The sequence below is a fragment of the Nocardia sp. NBC_00565 genome, from assembly GCF_036345915.1.
In the GTDB taxonomy this organism is placed as follows: domain Bacteria; phylum Actinomycetota; class Actinomycetes; order Mycobacteriales; family Mycobacteriaceae; genus Nocardia.
In genome coordinates this window covers 8477295-8493447 of record NZ_CP107785.1, presented here as the reverse complement: position 1 = coordinate 8493447, position 16153 = coordinate 8477295, and the positions used below count along the sequence as shown (strand labels likewise).

General features: G+C 65.4%; 12 protein-coding genes. 5 read left to right on the top strand and 7 right to left on the bottom strand.

Features of this window, described 5'->3' with window-relative positions:
* Positions 1-338: 338 nt before the first annotated feature.
* The 4 genes from OG874_RS39205 to OG874_RS39190 all read left to right on the top strand — a co-directional run bounded on the left by OG874_RS39205 (position 339) and on the right by OG874_RS39190 (position 5204).
* Positions 339-2405: an AMP-binding protein gene (locus tag OG874_RS39205; protein WP_330257612.1), complete on the top strand. Its 2067-nt coding sequence runs from the start codon at positions 339-341 to the stop codon at positions 2403-2405.
* Between the two features lie 131 nt (positions 2406-2536).
* Complete coding sequence (locus OG874_RS39200; protein ID WP_330252081.1) at positions 2537-2923, top strand: hemophore-related protein; 387 nt, start codon at positions 2537-2539, stop codon at positions 2921-2923.
* A gap of 177 nt (positions 2924-3100) precedes the next feature.
* On the top strand, positions 3101-3808 hold the full coding sequence (locus OG874_RS39195; RefSeq protein ID WP_330252080.1) for a response regulator transcription factor: 708 nt from the start codon (positions 3101-3103) through the stop codon (positions 3806-3808).
* 22 nt (positions 3809-3830) lie between these two features.
* Positions 3831-5204, top strand: a complete 1374-nt coding sequence (locus tag OG874_RS39190; protein WP_330257611.1) for a sensor histidine kinase — start codon at positions 3831-3833, stop codon at positions 5202-5204.
* A 182-nt stretch (positions 5205-5386) separates the two neighbouring features.
* On the opposite strand, the gene OG874_RS39185 is transcribed toward OG874_RS39190, so the two are convergent.
* The 4 genes from OG874_RS39185 to OG874_RS39170 all read right to left on the bottom strand — a co-directional run bounded on the left by OG874_RS39185 (position 5387) and on the right by OG874_RS39170 (position 11410).
* Positions 5387-6559, bottom strand: a complete 1173-nt coding sequence (locus tag OG874_RS39185) for a hypothetical protein (protein WP_330252079.1) — start codon at positions 6557-6559, stop codon at positions 5387-5389.
* A gap of 151 nt (positions 6560-6710) precedes the next feature.
* Positions 6711-8597 carry an ATP-binding cassette domain-containing protein gene (locus OG874_RS39180; RefSeq protein ID WP_330252078.1) on the bottom strand — a complete coding sequence of 629 codons (1887 nt, stop codon included), beginning with the start codon at positions 8595-8597 and terminating at the stop codon, positions 6711-6713.
* Between the two features lie 59 nt (positions 8598-8656).
* On the bottom strand, positions 8657-9847 hold the full coding sequence (locus OG874_RS39175; RefSeq protein WP_442943472.1) for a type III polyketide synthase: 1191 nt from the start codon (positions 9845-9847) through the stop codon (positions 8657-8659).
* Positions 9848-9946: 99 nt separating this feature from the next.
* Complete coding sequence (locus tag OG874_RS39170; RefSeq protein WP_330252077.1) at positions 9947-11410, bottom strand: cytochrome b5 domain-containing protein; 1464 nt, start codon at positions 11408-11410, stop codon at positions 9947-9949.
* A gap of 433 nt (positions 11411-11843) precedes the next feature.
* On the opposite strand from OG874_RS39170, the gene OG874_RS39165 reads away from it, so the two are divergent.
* Complete coding sequence (locus OG874_RS39165) at positions 11844-12674, top strand: LppX_LprAFG lipoprotein (protein WP_442943202.1); 831 nt, start codon at positions 11844-11846, stop codon at positions 12672-12674.
* Positions 12675-12988: 314 nt separating this feature from the next.
* On the opposite strand, the gene OG874_RS39160 is transcribed toward OG874_RS39165, so the two are convergent.
* The 3 genes from OG874_RS39160 to OG874_RS39150 form a co-directional block, all read right to left on the bottom strand.
* Positions 12989-13348: an FKBP-type peptidyl-prolyl cis-trans isomerase gene (locus OG874_RS39160; protein WP_330252075.1), complete on the bottom strand. Its 360-nt coding sequence runs from the start codon at positions 13346-13348 to the stop codon at positions 12989-12991.
* A 46-nt stretch (positions 13349-13394) separates the two neighbouring features.
* Entirely contained in the window at positions 13395-14696 is a 1302-nt protein-coding gene (locus OG874_RS39155; protein ID WP_330252074.1) for a citrate synthase, read from the bottom strand.
* A 138-nt stretch (positions 14697-14834) separates the two neighbouring features.
* Positions 14835-16127: an MFS transporter gene (locus OG874_RS39150; protein ID WP_330252073.1), complete on the bottom strand. Its 1293-nt coding sequence runs from the start codon at positions 16125-16127 to the stop codon at positions 14835-14837.
* Positions 16128-16153 lie beyond the last annotated feature (26 nt).

The window sequence follows — 16153 nt, the reverse complement described above, 5'->3', positions numbered from 1 at the left end:
CACTCACTTTCCAAACTGGCCCCAACCACGTGCCATCAGCGAACCTAGACAATCGCATGCTGGCTCGACAGGCAGAGCTGGCCGAGGAACTGCGGCTGGCCGAGAAATTGCGTCTACGACGGCCCAAATAAGTGACATCAGATTCTAACGGATCAATAACAGCTTGGGTGACGTTGAGTATAGCTACAGGCCTTGACCTGCCGATAGTTGGCAAAACCAAAGGTCGCGGCACCCACCCGGGCGTCGCGTGAAGTCTGCCACAATCGTGCTGATCTATCGAGGCGGGCATCGAGGCGAGGCTAGGGAGTCACTTGAGTACAGCATCGCGTAGCGATTCGGTGGGGGGTGGTGGTCGGGCGACGGGTGGGCGTGCGAGGCACGAGTACCGGCCGGTCTACCAGACCAGTTTGGTCGATCCCGCTGAGTTCTGGGCTGACGCGGCTGCGGCGATCGACTGGGAGATACCGCCAACCCAGATCGTCGACACCACGGCTCGCGCGATGGCCAGATGGTTTCCGGATGCTCGCCTCAATACCTCCTTCAACGCCCTCGACCGACATGTGCACGGTGGCGACGCTGCGGACAAGGTGGGCCGGGCCGATCAGCCCGCCCTAATATACGACTCCGCTATGACCGGCGCCAGAGGTGTTTTCACCTATGCGGAACTGCTGGACAAGGTCGCCGAGTTCGCCGGTGCGATGGTCCGTTTGGGTGTCGGGGTCGGCGACCGCGTGGTCATCTACCTGCCGATGATCCCCGAAGCCGTGATCGCCATGCTCGCCTGCGCGCGCATCGGCGCGGTGCATTCGGTGGTCTTCGGCGGCTTCGCCGCACCCGAGCTCGCCGCACGCATCGACGATGCCGAACCAGTGTTGATCATCACAGCATCCGGCGGCCTCGAACCGGGCCGGACCATCGATTACCCGCCGATTGTGTTGCAGGCCTTGGACCTCGCCGAGACCAGCGCGCCGCGCCAGGTGATCGTGAAGCAGCGACCGCAGTTCCCGACCATCCACTTCCCCGCGCCGCAGCCCGCGACCGAATCATTGCCGAGCTCCGCGCAGACCGTCGCGGCCCAATGGCTCGATTGGGACGACGCCGTCCGAGATGCGCCACCCGCCGATCCGGTCGCGGTCGCCGCGACCGATCCGCTCTACATCCTCTACACCTCCGGCACCACCGGGAAGCCCAAGGGCGTGGTCCGGGACAACGGCGGACATGCGGTTGCCCTCGCCTGGTCCATGCGCAATATCTACGACGTCGGTCCCGGCCAGGTGATGTGGGCTGCCTCCGATGTCGGCTGGGTGGTCGGGCACTCCTACATCGTCTACGCGCCGCTGCTCGTCGGCGCGACAACCCTGCTCTACGAGGGCAAACCGATCGGCACCCCGGACGCGGGCGCGTACTGGCGGGTGATCGCCGAGCACAACGTCCGAGTGCTGTTCACCGCACCGACCGCATTGCGCGCCATCCGCAAGGCCGATCCGGACGCCGCGTTCGCCCACCAGCACGACCTGTCCTCGCTGCGCGCGCTGTTCTGCGCAGGCGAGCGGCTCGACCCGGCCACCTACGAGTGGGCCAGCGAGATACTGCTCGCCGACCGCACCGACTGCCCGGTGGTCGACCACTGGTGGCAAACCGAGACCGGCTGGCCGATCTGCGCGAATCTGCTCGGTCTGCAACAACTACCGATCAAGGCGGGCTCGGCGTCGGTGCCGGTGCCCGGCTACCGGCTGCGGGTGCTCGACGCGGAGGGCAATCCGGTCGCACCGGGCACCGAGGGCAATATCGTCATCGGACTTCCGCTACCGCCCGGCACACTGACCGGGCTCTGGCGCGACGAGGAGCGCTTCCAGCGTTCCTATATGTTGGCGTTCCCCGGCCACTACCTCACCGGCGACTCCGGATATTTCGACGACGACGGATATCTCTACGTACTCGGTCGCAGCGACGATGTGATCAATATGGCCGGGCACCGGCTCTCGGCGGGCAGCATCGAGGCCGCCATCGCCGGACATCTCGCGGTCGCAGAATGCGCCGTGATCGGGTTACCGGACGAACTCAAGGGCCAACGTCCGATCGCGTACGTGGTGCTCAAGTCCGGTGTCGAGATCGATCCCGACCAATTGCGTGACGAACTGATCGCCCGGGTGCGCGAGCAGATCGGCGCGATCGCGACCCTGCACGATGCCGTCATCGTCACCGCGCTGCCCAAGACCCGATCCGGCAAGATCCTGCGCAAGACCATCCGGCAGATCACCGCGGGCGACGCCTACGAGATACCGTCCACGATCGAGGATTCCTCGGTGCTCGCCGCGCTGGAAGTACAGATCCGGGCCAGCCGCCCGCCGGAGCCGGGGCCAGAAGTCGTTGCCGCCAACGGGGATCCGATTCTGCCGTCATAGCTTCGCGATGCGTGATCGTTGCACCCCTTAGGAAATCCTCAGGGATAGTTCACACATGTGCCAGTGCGAGGCAATAGCGTCTAGAGCGCTGGAACCGCAGCACCACTCGAAAGATCTGGAGGCACAACACCATGAAGCTCTTGCGCAGTCGCCCCGCCGCCACCGCTCTCGCCGCGAGCGGATTGGCCGGCGTGGCCGTGTTGCTGTCCCCGGCCATCGCGGCCGCGGATCCGATGACACTGGCCGGGCCGCTGCTGAACTCGGACTGCTCCTTCGCGCAGATCGACGCGGCGCTGCACGCCAAGGCACCGCAGTTGGCGGCGATGCTCGACTCGAACCCGACCCAGAAGGCCGAATTGCGGCGCAAATTCGACCAGCCGGTCGAGCAGCGGCGTGCGGAACTGCAGGCCATGATCAACGAGAACCCGGACGCCGCGAAGGACGCGGAGAACGATCCGCGCGCATCCGGTCTCGCGGAAACCATCCGCACGGTCGCCGACTCCTGCCACTCCTACTGACCCGTATCCGACACGCCGAGTAACTTCCGGATACTGACCGGCCGACTGGTCTCGCGAGCACATGGGCAACTCGCCGGGTACGCCCAAAAATCCCGGGGCACCCAACCCTGGACCTGTACGGAAACATAGCGGCACCTACTGGTATGGCCAATAGATCCGGGGAGTCGGGGGAGCAGAATGAATGACGTGACTTCGAACCCGACCGTCCTTGTCGTCGACGACGATGAGGACGTGCTCGCGTCGGTCGAGCGCGGGCTGCGGCTGTCCGGCTTCCAGGTGCGGGTTGCCAGGGACGGGGCCGAGGCGCTGCGCAGTGTGACCGAGCAGGCGCCGGACGCGGTGGTGCTCGATATGAATATGCCGGTGCTCGACGGCGCGGGGGTGGTGACGGCATTGCGCGCGTTGGGCAATGACGTCCCCATCTGCGTGCTCAGCGCCCGCGCCTCGGTCGACGACCGGATCTCCGGGCTGGAGTCCGGCGCCGACGACTATCTGACCAAACCGTTCGTGCTCGCCGAACTGGTGGCGCGGATCAAGGCCCTGCTGCGCAGGCGCTCGGATGTCCCGGCTCCGGCCACGCCCGGCGCGATCACGGTCGGCCCGCTGGAGGTCGATGCCGCCGGATATCGCGCACTGCTGCACGGGCAGGAAATCGAGCTCACCAAGCGGGAATTCGAGTTGCTGTCCACGCTGGCGCGCAACGCGGGCGTGGTGCTGAGCCGGGAGCGGCTGCTGGAGTTGGTGTGGGGCTACGACTTCGCCGCCGACACCAATGTCGTGGATGTCTTCGTCGGATATCTGCGGCGCAAGCTGGAGGTGGAGCGCACGCCCCGGCTGCTGCACACGGTCCGCGGCGTCGGATTCGTACTACGAGCGCCCAAATGAGTTCGGCTGATCGATGAGCCAGATGCCTTCCGGCACAACGACTCCCGGTAAGCGGCGGCGCACCTTCTCGCTGCGCACCAGGGTGGCGGGCGCGGCTGCGGTCGGGGCGATCATCATCGTCACGATCATCGGGGTGATCTCCTCGCAGGCCATCGAGCGCAACAACCTGGCCCAGACCGATCAGCAACTGACCATCGCATCGCGCTTGGTGCTGATCGATTCGGTGTTGGCCGTTGGCGTGCTCGGGTTGGTCGGCCCGACCTCCGACATGGCGGTGACCGTCCGCGACAACAACACGATTGTGGCGAGCACGCCGATCCGATTGCCGGAACAGCCGATCGGCTCGCATACCGTCACCGTGAACGGCACCCCGTTCCGGGTACTCACCACCACCGAGAATCAGCCGGCGGGACGGGTCGTCTCGCTGGGCATTCCGGCTACCGATGCGGCACGGGCTACCGCCGAGCAACAGCGCTGGGTGCTGGCCGGAGCGGGGGTGGCGATCGCCACCGCGGCCGCGCTCGGCTGGCTGCTCGCGGGGCGCGCGGTACGCCCGATCGTCGATCTCACCCACCAGGTCGGCACCCGCAGCGGATACCGCGATCCGGACAATCCACAGCCGCGGGTCGACGGTTCCGGAGTCAGGGAGGCGGAGAAGCTCGCCGAGGCGGTGAACACCCTGCTGCAACGGGTCGACCAGGCGCAGGGCGAAACCGCCGCGGCATTGGAGACCGCACGCGATTTCGCGGCCGTCTCCGCGCATGAACTGCGCACACCGCTCACCGCCATGCGCACCGATCTGGAGGTGCTGCGCACCCTCGATCTGGACGAGGCGCAGCGCGCCGAGATCCTCGCCGACCTACAGCGCAGCCAGGGCCGCGTCGAAACCACCTTGGCCGCACTGGAACGACTCGCCTCCGGCGATCTCACCAACGAGCGCGACCATGTCGATACCGACGTCGGCGACCTCTGCGACCAAGCCGCACACGATGCCATGCGCCACTTCCCCGGACTGACCGTGCGCATCGATACCGACGCCGAACTGATCACCCGCGGCCTGCCCGCCGGGCTGCGCCTCGCGGTGGACAACGCGCTCGCCAACTCGGTCAAACACGGCCGCGCCACCGAGGCGGTGGTCTCCGCGCACCGAAATCCGCACGGCCACATACTGATCACCGTTGACGACAACGGCCGCGGCATCCCCGTCGAGGAACGCACCGCCGTCTTCGAACGCTTCTTCCGCGGTAGTCAGGCCAGTAAGGGCGGGTCCGGCCTCGGCCTGGCCCTGGTCGCCCAACAGGCCCAACTCCATGGCGGCCGAGCGTATTTCGACGACAGTCCACTCAGTGGCGTGCGCTTGGTATTGGATCTTCCCGAACGCAGTACCAACACCTGACCCGAAAGAGCACTGCGGCCTGCGGTTCCCACTCTCCTGGACCACCGGCAGCAGTTGCTTCTCGAGCGTGGCAGGGCCGTCGGTCAGCCGGTCGCACCATCGGGCCGGGCAACTGCAACGATCGTTACGAGTTCGTCTAGGCTGGCAAAGTCCTTCGGATTGTCGGATGGACGGTGCTTTTGTCAGTTGCGGACCACTTCGACGGGGTCGGTGAGCGCAAGAGCCAGCGCGGACTGTTGGGCGCTACTGCGCTGGGGTAGCGCCGCGACGGCCTTGTCGGTCTGGGTGCTGAGATTGGTGACGATCTGCTGGAGTTGGGTGACGCCGCTGGTGAGTTGGCCGATGGCGCTGACCAATTGGGCCCCGCCCTGGTCGGCCAGGTGGGGCAGGGCCTCGGCGAGCTTGGCGCCCTCGGCCAATTGCGCACTGGCGCCGGTCAATCGGTCGACCACGGTACGCAGTAGGGTGCCGAGATCGGTGCTCGGGTCGACCGCGCTGCCGACGAGTTCGCCCAGGTTGTTCAGCTGGGGTCCGGACTGTCCCGAAACATTGCGCAGCCCTTCGAGTTTCGTGATGATGTCGGCGACCTGCGGATCACCGGAGAAGGGCAGCGCACGCAGCAGCGGCAGGATCTGATCCAGGCCGCCGCTCACCGTATTCGCGGTCTGCTGCACCTGGCCGATCGTGATGCCGGTCGAATCCAGCGCCGAGGCAAGCTGATTCGCCTGTGCGGCCGCACCGGAAACCGTCGAATTGAGCAGTGCGATGGCCGAAGTCAGCTGTGCCGAGCCTTCTTTGGCGTAGGTAAGGAAGCCGAGCAACTGATCCGCGCCCGAGCTGAACTGGTCCGCGCCCGCCGCCGCGGCGTTCACGCCCGCGCTGAGCAGTTGGGCGGTGAACTGTACCGAGGTCATCTGGGTGCGCGCCTGCGCGACCGCGGCCAGTGCGGCGTCGATACCGGACGCACCGACCCGGTGCGTCACCGTATCGACCGCGCCGTTCACCAGGTTCTCGTCCGCGCCCCGGTGCGCATCCACCGTGACCTTGGCCCGCCGCGGCTGCGCGCTCGCCAGCGTGCCCATGGATTCGGTCAGATCGGCGGGCAGGGTGATCACCGCTGCGTAGTCGTCGGCATTGATCTCACCCGGCTTGCCGACGGTCCACTCGTAGCCACCGCCCTCCTGCTGCAGACCCTGCGCGATGCGCGCACCGGTCGGCCCGGTATCGGCGTTCACCAACGCGATGCCCTCGGGTGAACTGGACGATCCTGCGCAGGCGATCAGTGCGCCGCCGAGTGCCCCGGCGGTGAGTACGGCGACGGCGAACATGGCAGAGCGAGCGCGAATTCCAGTCACAGCTCCACCTCGCTAGCGCTCGGCTCCGCCGTGACCGGCAGTGCTGCTGTGTCTTTGGTTCCCTCGCTACGCTCAGTCACATCTGCAGACCCTAGAGGTCCGAATTGGCTTCGTCGCCGGCCCAACTCTGAGAGTTCGGTAAGGCATTCGGTCAGGACAGCTCGACGGCAGTGGGTTCGGTGATCCGCTTCGCGTCCACCACCCGGCCGAAATCGAGTTTGACCAATTGGTCGGCGCAGTCGAAGTAGCGGTCGTCGTGGGTGATCACGATGACGGTCTTCCCGCGCTTCTTGAGATCGGCGAGGATCTCCTTATAGAAGACGTCGCGGAACTTGGGCTCCTGATCGGCGGCCCACTCGTCGAAGACATAGATCTGGCGGTCCTCGAGCAGCGCGGTCAACAGCGCGAGCCGCTTGCGCTGGCCCTGGGACAGATCGATGGTGGACAACCGACCGTCGCGCACCGTCACCTTGTGCGCGATCTGCAACTGTTCGAGATAGCGGCGCACCTCACCGTCGAGCCCGGGCCGATCGAAGCCCAGGTACTCCTCGAACAGGTGGAAGTCGGTGAAGATGGCCGAGGAGTTCTGCCGGAACCACTCGATGTTCTGGTGGTCGATCGGCTCGCCGTTGAGCGACAGCGATCCGGTCTGCGGCACATACAGCCCCGTGATCAGCTTGGCCAGCGTGGATTTGCCGCTGCCGTTACCGCCGACGATGAAGGTGATCTGTCCGGGTTCGAAGACCAGGTCGAGCGGGCCGAGCCGGAATCCGGACTCGCCGTTATCGGCCTCCGGAGGCGGACCGAGCGGCGCCGGCAGGTTGTCGTGTCCGCTGTGGTCGACGAACCGATGGCCATTGACGTCTGGTCGCGGCCCGCCGGGGCGTGGCCCCCGACCGGGCGGGTGCACGCCCCGACCATGTTGCGGCGCACCGCGACCGGGCGGTGGGGCACCGGGACCGGACTGTGGCGCGCCGGGCGGGGGCGGTGCACCCGGACCCGGCGGAAACGGCGGGGGCGCTTGCATCCGGTAGCTGTAGCCGACATTCGTCAGCTCCAGCCGCGCCGCGTCGACGGCGGGACGGTCGGTGAAGGGCAACTGCTCCTCGTCGTGCATGGTCTCCATGGACAGGTTCATGGCGCGGATCTTCGCCAGCGCGACATCACCGCGCAGCAGATCCGGAATGCGGTGCATGAAGTTCTGCATCGGCATCGCCAGGAAGGTCGTCACCAGGACATAGCCGACCATGACGTCGAGCGACAGGTGTAGCGGCGTGACGAGGACGAACAGAATCAGCGCCATCGTGGCCAGCTGCAGTGCCTGCCCGAACCCTTGCGCCACTGAGAATTTGGATCCGGCGTCGACGTTCTGCGCACGCAGCGTCGCGGCCGAGCCGAGCAGATGCCGCTGCATGAAGTCCCGGCGGCGGCCCCGATGCAGCTTCAGCTCCTTGATGCCCAACGTGACGGCCTGGTACGACCGCAGCAGCGCGTCCTCGTTCTCGCGCGCCGCACGGTAGATATTGCGCACCCGCCCGAGAATCAGCTCGACACAGGCGATCCCGAGCAGGGTGCCCGCCACGGTGACCGCGAAGAGCGGACCCGAGACCACCAGCAGGAATATGAAGCAGCCCACGATGGTGGCCACGTCGATGCAGATGCTCGGGATGGCGGTCACCGCCTGCGACAGCGAGCGCACATCCTCGGTCAGCGTGGCCATCAGCCGGTGCATCCCGAGCCGTTCCAGATGCTCGAGCGGAGCCGAGACGATGCCGGAGCTCAGATCCGCACGCAGCCGGTAGATCGCGTCCTGGGCCAACCGGATCAGCAATACCTGCGACACCACGCCGCTGACCAGAATGACCAGGCCCGTCAGCGCGAAGCTCTGGACGTTGACATGCGGATGCGGTTCCGGTGACACGACACCTCGGATGAGGGTCACCAGATAGGTGTTGGCCGCGCCGCAGAGCAGGCCCGCGACGATGACGGCCGCGATCCGCATCCACGAGATCGAGATGAGGAATCTGATGAGTTGCATGGTTACTGAGCTCCCTCAACGGGGGTATGGCCGAATGGGCGTGGTGCGGATGAAGCCGCTTACCGGCGGATGATGTCGAAGATCATGCCTTCGAGGGTGACACCCGGCGCGAAGGAGAACGCCACCCCCGTCGAGATCGGTTTCGCCGTCTCCGCCTGCTGAATCATCTGTTCCAGCACGAAGATCAGCGATACGCTCAGCATATTGCCGAACCTGGCCAGCACCTCCCAGCTCGAGGCCGCCCGCTCCGCCGGAATACCCAGCGAGTGCACGGACTCCTCGATGATCTTGGGCCCGCCGGGGTGGATCGCCCACAGATCGACATCCGATTTCTGCAATCCGTTGCGCCGCAATACCGCAGTGACCACGGGATCGACCCCGGTGTAGATGTACTCGGGCAGATTCTCCGACAGCTCGCAGGTGATGCCGTTGTGGTTGACACCGAGCACGATGCCGTCCTCCGCGCCGTCGAACAGCTGGCTGAAGCTGTCCCGGATCACTACCTTGCCCGGCGCCAGCGGCTGCTGGACCTGTCCGGCGCCGATGACGACCGCACCGCAGCCGTCCCCGAACAGGCTGTGGATGATCACATCGTTGATGTTGTCGTCGAAGACGGCGTTCACCGAGCTCAGCTCCAGGCAGACCACCATGGCCTTCTTATCCGGATGTGCCCGAACGTAATCCACGGCGGTCCGAATGCCGTTCATGGCGGCGGCGCAGCCCATGAAGTTCACCACGACCCGGCCCACCGAGGGCGACAGGCCGAGCTGTTTGACCACGGCGACATCGACACCGGGGGCGATGAAGCCGGTGCTGGTCACGAAGACCAGCAGTCCGATCTCCGCGGCCGCGTCGTCGACACCGGCGAGTGCACGTCCGGCGACGTCGACGGCCAGCGGCACCGCGTGGCGGTAGTACAGGTTCATCCGATCCCGAATCGTGCCCGAATCCCCACTGAACGGCAGGAATTCGGGATCGAGCGGATCGATCACCATGCGACGGGTATCGATCTTCGTCTTCTGGTAGATCCGCGAGATCCGCGCCCGCTGAGTCGGATCGGTGAACAGCTCGGCGACTCGATCCGCGGCGTCGTCCTGATCGACGATCCGACCCGGCGCGCCCGTCGCGATGCTCTCGATGACGCCGATGGTGGTCGGCGGCGCGGGCGGCAGTCCGTGCTGCGCGAGGTCGTGGCCGTGCTCGTTCCCCTGGCGAGCGGCCGACGTGGGCGCGGAGCCCTCCTCATTGATGGTGATAGACACGAAAATCTCCCCGTTTCTTATGAAAATGGTGATCGGAGCTGCCGTCGGGCAGCGGCTCGATCGGTCGACGCGGTCGGCGGAATCGGTTCAGACCGTGCCGATTCCGGTGAATCCCTGCACCGTGTAGACGGCGCAGGTCTTCAAGGCCGCTGGCGAACAATGCTCACGGATGAATCCCCATTTCCGTTCCTCGGCTTCGCGCGAGGGCGACAACAGATACGTCTGGCACAGCTTCGGGAACCGGTCGGTGAAGAAGCTCTTCGCCGGGAGCCACTCGACACCGAATTTCGCGGACTCCTCGCGCAATACGTCCTCGGTGGCGATATTGGCGAAGCCGCTGCGCTGGAACGGCAGGACGTGGTGCACGCGGTGCGAACTCAGGCCCGCCGCGAGAAAGCAGTCGATATAACGGTTTCCGATGACCTTCAGGTCGTAGGCCTGCTCCATCTGATTCACGGCCCAGTCTTCGGTATCGGAGGCGGGCAGTTCCTCGGTCTCCACCTCGAAATCATGGCTCGCGACGACCAGGAAGGTACTGATCCACAGCGTCACCACGAATTGCAGTGCCCAGGCCCAGAAGTCGCCCGCGAGTGTGAAGGCGATCAACTCGCCGAGCAGCAGCGCGCGTACACCGAACGATCCGATGAAATGCGGCAGCGCCCCGCCCCACGTTCCGTACATGTCCTTGATGCCCACTTTGCGGGTGAGGCGGCAGACGTCAAGCAGTCGAATCGTCATGCCGGTCACCGTGTGTCCGAACTTGTGGAGGGTGTGAATGGGCACCCGGTACAACCGTGGCACCCGCATCATCATTGTGAAAACGTTCTTTTTGATATCGACTTCACTCTGGGTATGCGGGTGGTGCAGCAGCGCGTGGCCGTCCGCGGTGACGAAAGCCAGTGCCACGTAATTGAAATCGAAGGTATTCGTATAGATCTTGTTGAGGCCCTTTTGCGCGCGATGGATCGCGTAGTGGCCGAATCCGGCCAGCGAACTGCGCAGCAGCACCATCGCGATCACGAAGACCGGCAGCGGCATCCAGCTGCGCTCGAACAGCCGCAGTCCCTGCACCGCGAAATAGGCGATGGCCAGCACCGCGACCACAATGTTGAAGATCGTGTCCATGCGCTGCAGACGAGCCGCCAACTGCGGCTCTTTCAGCCGCGCCTTCACCTTGTGGAGCAGATCTTCCTTGTTGTCGAACCGGTACTTCGGGGTGTCCTGCCAGCTGTCGAAGCCTTCCTTGAACAGGAAGTCCGGCGCGTTGTTCTTCGGATGGATGTCCTCGGGCAATGCCGCGCGGTCCAGTGCATACCGCTCGAGCATTCGCCCGATCCGCTCCGGATCGCGATGGTAGGACCCGATGATGGAGGTGATATCGCGATTTTTCGTTCGCCCGATGAAGAACTCGCCGCCGGGATGCTTGGAGATCCAATCGCTCAGATCGTAGGCTTTTCCGTTGTAAACCCACACATTCAACGGTCCACCCGGAGGGGGGCCGGGCGGTCTACGGAAGTCCCGCTCCTCCGCTTCTGGGTGGCTGTTCGTCATGGCAATCCTCCGTGTCTGATCCGCGGGTTCGGTGGCCGTTGTCGGCCGACCGGGGTTATGGCGTGTATCGCGGACAGGCGCGGGGGCGCATCGCCCGGTGTGCCGGACGTCCCCCCGAAGACACGCACACCGCCTGAGCGTTCATGAGTGCATCGTGGTTCCAACGCCTTACATCTCACTAAACAATCCCTTAACCCGGTAGCTTTCGCGTCGGATTCCCCCCGATCTCTGCGAGAAGACCGCACCAAGGGTAACGTCGGCCCCCGCAGCACGTGCGATTCGGTCGAGTTCACTCCTGGGAACCGGGTCGAGTTAACTTGCGAGACAGGCTAATCTGGCGGGCGAAATGCTGCACTACCACGAAGGCGGCAGCACCAGCTGCGTCTCATCCACCCGGTCTTCACCGACCTCGCACTCTTCTGGGGGCAGAACATTGAGTGACCTGACAGCGCACGCACGCACCACGCGCCGACTCCGACTTCGCCGACCGGGCCTAGTGCCCGCAGTGGTCGCGGCGTCGATGTTCGCGGCACTGGTTACGGGCTGCGACTCCAGCTCCGACTCGAAGACCACCTCGTCCGCGCCGCCGTCGGGCCAGCTGCCCGACGCCGCACAGATCGTGCAAGAGTCCGCCAAGACCACTCAGACCCTGCAAGCGGTGCACCTGAATCTGAAGGTGGACAATCTCACCAACCTCCCGGTCGAGACCGTCTCGGCCGATGTGACCAACCAGCCGCAGGGCGCCGGTCAGGCGATCGGTGAGGCGAAGGTCAGGACCAAGCCCGAAGCCGACTTCATCCAGGCCAAGTTCCTGGTCGTGGACAAGGTCATGTACGCGCAGACCGGTGGCTCCTCCGCCTACGCGAAAGTCGGTCCGGCGGAGCAGATTTACGACCCGGGCGTGATCCTCGACAAGGACAAGGGTCTGGCCAACCTCATCGGGCAGGTGAAGAACCCGAAGGTGGAGGGACGCGAGAAGGTCGACGGTGTCGACACCGTGAAGGTCTCCGGAACCATCGACTCCACGGTGATCGATCCCATCGTGCCCAAGTCGGGTGACCCCGCGGGTACGTTCCCGATCACTCTGTGGATCGCGGATGTCGCGCCGCCGTCGGGTTCCGCGTCGGCACTGCCGTCGCAGGCGGCCTCGCCCGGAACCGGCCCGAACCTGGTCCAGGCGGTCGTCAAGCGGGATCCGGGCACGATCAAGGTGACGCTGTCGGACTGGGGGAAGCCGGTCAAGGTCACCGCGCCGCCGAAGTAAGGCACAGATACGCGAACCGGTCCGGGAATGCGTGACGGTGGCAGCAGCCGTCATCCGCACTCCCGGACCGGTTTTCGCGTTTCAGGTCCCAACGGGACACAATTCAAGTCGGCACCTGAGCTCCTAACCGTCGAACCCGAGCGCCGGGTACTCGAGGTGGGATGCGTAACGGGCAGCGATCTCCCGGATGTCGGTTTCGGCTTGCATCGCGGCGACTTCGGCGAAATACTCAGATTCCGCGTGGAACTCGCAGTCAATCGACTGCGGCCCGTGCTCCACCGGAGTGGAACACGGGCCGCGGCAAGCGTTTTCGCTCAGTTCGCGTTCAGCAGATCGATCACGAAGACCAGGGTCTTGCCCGAGAGCTTGTGACCCGCGCCGGCCGGGCCATAGGCCAGCTCCGGCGGGATGGTCAGCTGACGACGGCCGCCCACCTTCATACCGGGAATGCCGTCCTGCCAGCCCTGGATCAGGCCGCGCAGCGGGAAGCTGATCGCCTCGCCACGGTTCCAGGACGAGTCGAACTCCTCGCCGGACTCGAATTCCACGCCTACGTAGTGCACCTCGACGGTGCCACCGGGCACGGCCTCGGTGCCCTCGCCCTCGACGATGTCCTTGACAACCAGCTCGGTGGGCGCGGGGCCCTCCTGGAATTCGATCTCCGGCTTGGTCATTCGGCTATCCCCTCTGATAGGTGACGGTGATTGATGGACGGAAGTATCAGCGACCGTTGATCTCGTCGTAGTCGCGGTGGCCGTAACCGGTGTAGATCTGCCGCGGACGGCCGATCTTCAAAGGCTCGCTGTGCATTTCACGCCAGTGCGCGATCCAGCCCGGCAGTCGGCCCATCGCGAACAGCACGGTGAACATCCGGGTCGGGAAGCCCATGGCCTTGTAGATGACGCCGGTGTAGAAGTCGACGTTCGGGTACAGCTGGCGCGAGATGAAGTACTCGTCGGTGAGCGCCGCCTCTTCGAGAGACTTTGCGATATCGAACAATTCGTCGTCGCCGCCGAGCTTGGACAGGATCGCGTCGGCATGCTTCTTGGCGATCGATGCGCGCGGGTCGTAATTGCGGTAGACGCGGTGCCCGAAGCCCATGAGCTTCACGCCGTCTTCCTTGTTCTTGACCTTGCGGATGAATTCCTTGACGTTGCCGCCATCGGCCTTGATGCCGTCCAGCATCTCCAGCACGGCCTGGTTGGCGCCGCCGTGCAGCGGACCCCACAGCGCGTTGATGCCGCCGGAGACAGAGGTGAACAGGTTGGCGTCCGAGGAGCCGACCAGGCGCACCGTCGAGGTGGAGCAGTTCTGCTCGTGGTCGGCGTGCAAGATCAGCAGCATGTCGAGCGCGGCGGCGATCTCCGGGTCGACCTCATAGGGCTCGGCCGGGAAGCCGAAGGTCATCCGCAGGAAGTTCTCCACCAGGCTCAGCGAGTTGTCCGGGTAGAGGAACGGCTGGCCGACCGACTTCTTGTACGAGTAGGCCGCGATGGTGGGCAGCTTGGCCAGTAGTCGGATGGTGGATAGTTCGACCTGTTCGGGATCACGCGGGTCCAGCGAGTCCTGGTAGTACGCGGAAAGCGCGTTCACCGCGGAGGACAGCACCGGCATCGGGTGCGCGTTGCGCGGGAAACCGTCGAAGAACCGCTTGAGATCCTCGTGCAGCAGGGTGTGCCTGCGGATCCGATCGGTGAAATCGTCCAGCTGCGCCTGCGTGGGCAGCTCGCCGTAGATCAGCAGGTAGCTGACCTCGATGAAGGTCGAGGAATCCGCCAGCTGGTCGATCGGGTAACCGCGGTAGCGCAGGATGCCCGCGTCGCCGTCGATATAGGTGATCGCCGACTTGGTGGGGGCGGTGTTCATGAAACCCGGGTCGTAGGTCACGTATCCGGTGCTGGCCAGCATTTTTCCGAGGTCGATGCCGTCGTTGCCTTCTTTGGCTTCGGCGATCGTCATCGCGTACTCGCCGCCTGGGTAGGTCAGCACCGGCTTGGCGTCGTTGATGTCTTTTTCGGGCACGGAAGGATCCCTCTCAGGCTATGACCGTCGGCAACGGGGTGCGGTCGACACGGCGGTGCTCTCACCTAGACGCTAGTCGTTGCTCGCACGGCACGAGAACGAGGGTGCCCACCGGAGAACCTCACAAACAACTTGTCGTCACGTGAGGTTTCCCGACACCGGCACCGAATGCGACCTGCCGACGCGGTAGCGCACGAAGGCCGGGAAAACCAGCGCCGCCAGCACGACTCCGACAACAACCAGCACACCGCCGCCCGCCGCGGCGACCGCGGTACCCAGGCCGGCCGCGGCAAAACCGTGGGCAACATCACCGATGCGCGGACCGCCCGCGACGATCACGATGAACACACCCTGCAACCGTCCGCGCATCTCGTCGGTGGCGACCGTCTGCAGCATCGCGACGCGCAGCGCGGCCGAGACCATATCGACGGCCCCGCCGAAGGCCGAACAGGCCAGCGCGATCCACAGCCCCGGTCCGAGGCCGAGGCCGTGCCCGGTGAATCCGACGGCGAGACCGAAGCCGACCATGGCCAGTCCCCAGAGCGCGATACAGACCACCACGGCCAGACCCTGGCGGCGCACATGGGAGATCCACCCGGAGAACACCCCGCCCAGCACCGCCCCGACCGACATGGACGCGAACAGCAGCCCGAGCGCGACGCCGCCGGTGGCCGGATCGCCGAAGGTCTCGTGCGCGATCTGCGGGAACAGCGCGCGCGGCATGCCGAAGACCATGGCGATCACGTCGACGACGAACGAGGCGAGCAGGATGCGCTGAGTCGCCAGGTAGGTGAAACCGTCCAGCACCGCGCGGAATCCAGCCTTGCGCGCGGCACCGGTCGGCGCGATGGGGGGCAGCTTCCACACCGCCCAGATGGTGGCCAGCAATGCGATGGCGTCGATCAGATACAGGGTGGACAGCCCGATGATGGGAATCAGCACACCCGCGAGCACCGGCCCGGCGATCGCGCCGATCTGCTGCACGGTCATGCTCAGCGCACTGGCGGCGGCCAGGTGTTCGGCGGGGAGCAGCCGCGGGATGGCGGCGCTACGAGTCGGCTGATTCACCGCGAACAGCGCCTGCTGCGCGGCGAACAGCCCGAGCACGATCCAGACGTTGTCGAGTCCGGCCGCGGCCTGCGCCCAGAAGGCGAGCGCGGTCGCGCCGGTGCCGCAATTGGTGATGAGCATCAGCTTGCGCCGGTCCATCACATCGGCGAGGGCGCCGCCCCACAGGCCGAACACGATCAGCGGTACCACGCCGAACAGACCGGCCAGACCGACGTAGCCGGAACTGCCGGTGATCTGGAAGATCTGCTGCGGCACCGCGACAACCGCCAGCTGCGAGCCGATGACGGTGACGATGTTGCTGGTCCACAGCCGCCGGTAATCGGGATAGCGCAGTGGGGTGGTGTCGGCGAGCAGCTTCACTGCCGGGAGCGTAGTGAATGAGTCAG

Coding starts and splice junctions, on each gene's coding strand:
- OG874_RS39200 (WP_330252081.1), top strand. CDS start 2,537: ATGAAGCTCTTGCGCAGTCGCCCCGCCGCCACCGCTCTCGCCGCGAGC.
- OG874_RS39195 (WP_330252080.1), top strand. CDS start 3,101: ATGAATGACGTGACTTCGAACCCGACCGTCCTTGTCGTCGACGACGAT.
- OG874_RS39190 (WP_330257611.1), top strand. CDS start 3,831: ATGCCTTCCGGCACAACGACTCCCGGTAAGCGGCGGCGCACCTTCTCG.
- OG874_RS39180 (WP_330252078.1), bottom strand. CDS start 8,597: ATGCAACTCATCAGATTCCTCATCTCGATCTCGTGGATGCGGATCGCG.
- OG874_RS39170 (WP_330252077.1), bottom strand. CDS start 11,410: ATGACGAACAGCCACCCAGAAGCGGAGGAGCGGGACTTCCGTAGACCG.
- OG874_RS39160 (WP_330252075.1), bottom strand. CDS start 13,348: ATGACCAAGCCGGAGATCGAATTCCAGGAGGGCCCCGCGCCCACCGAG.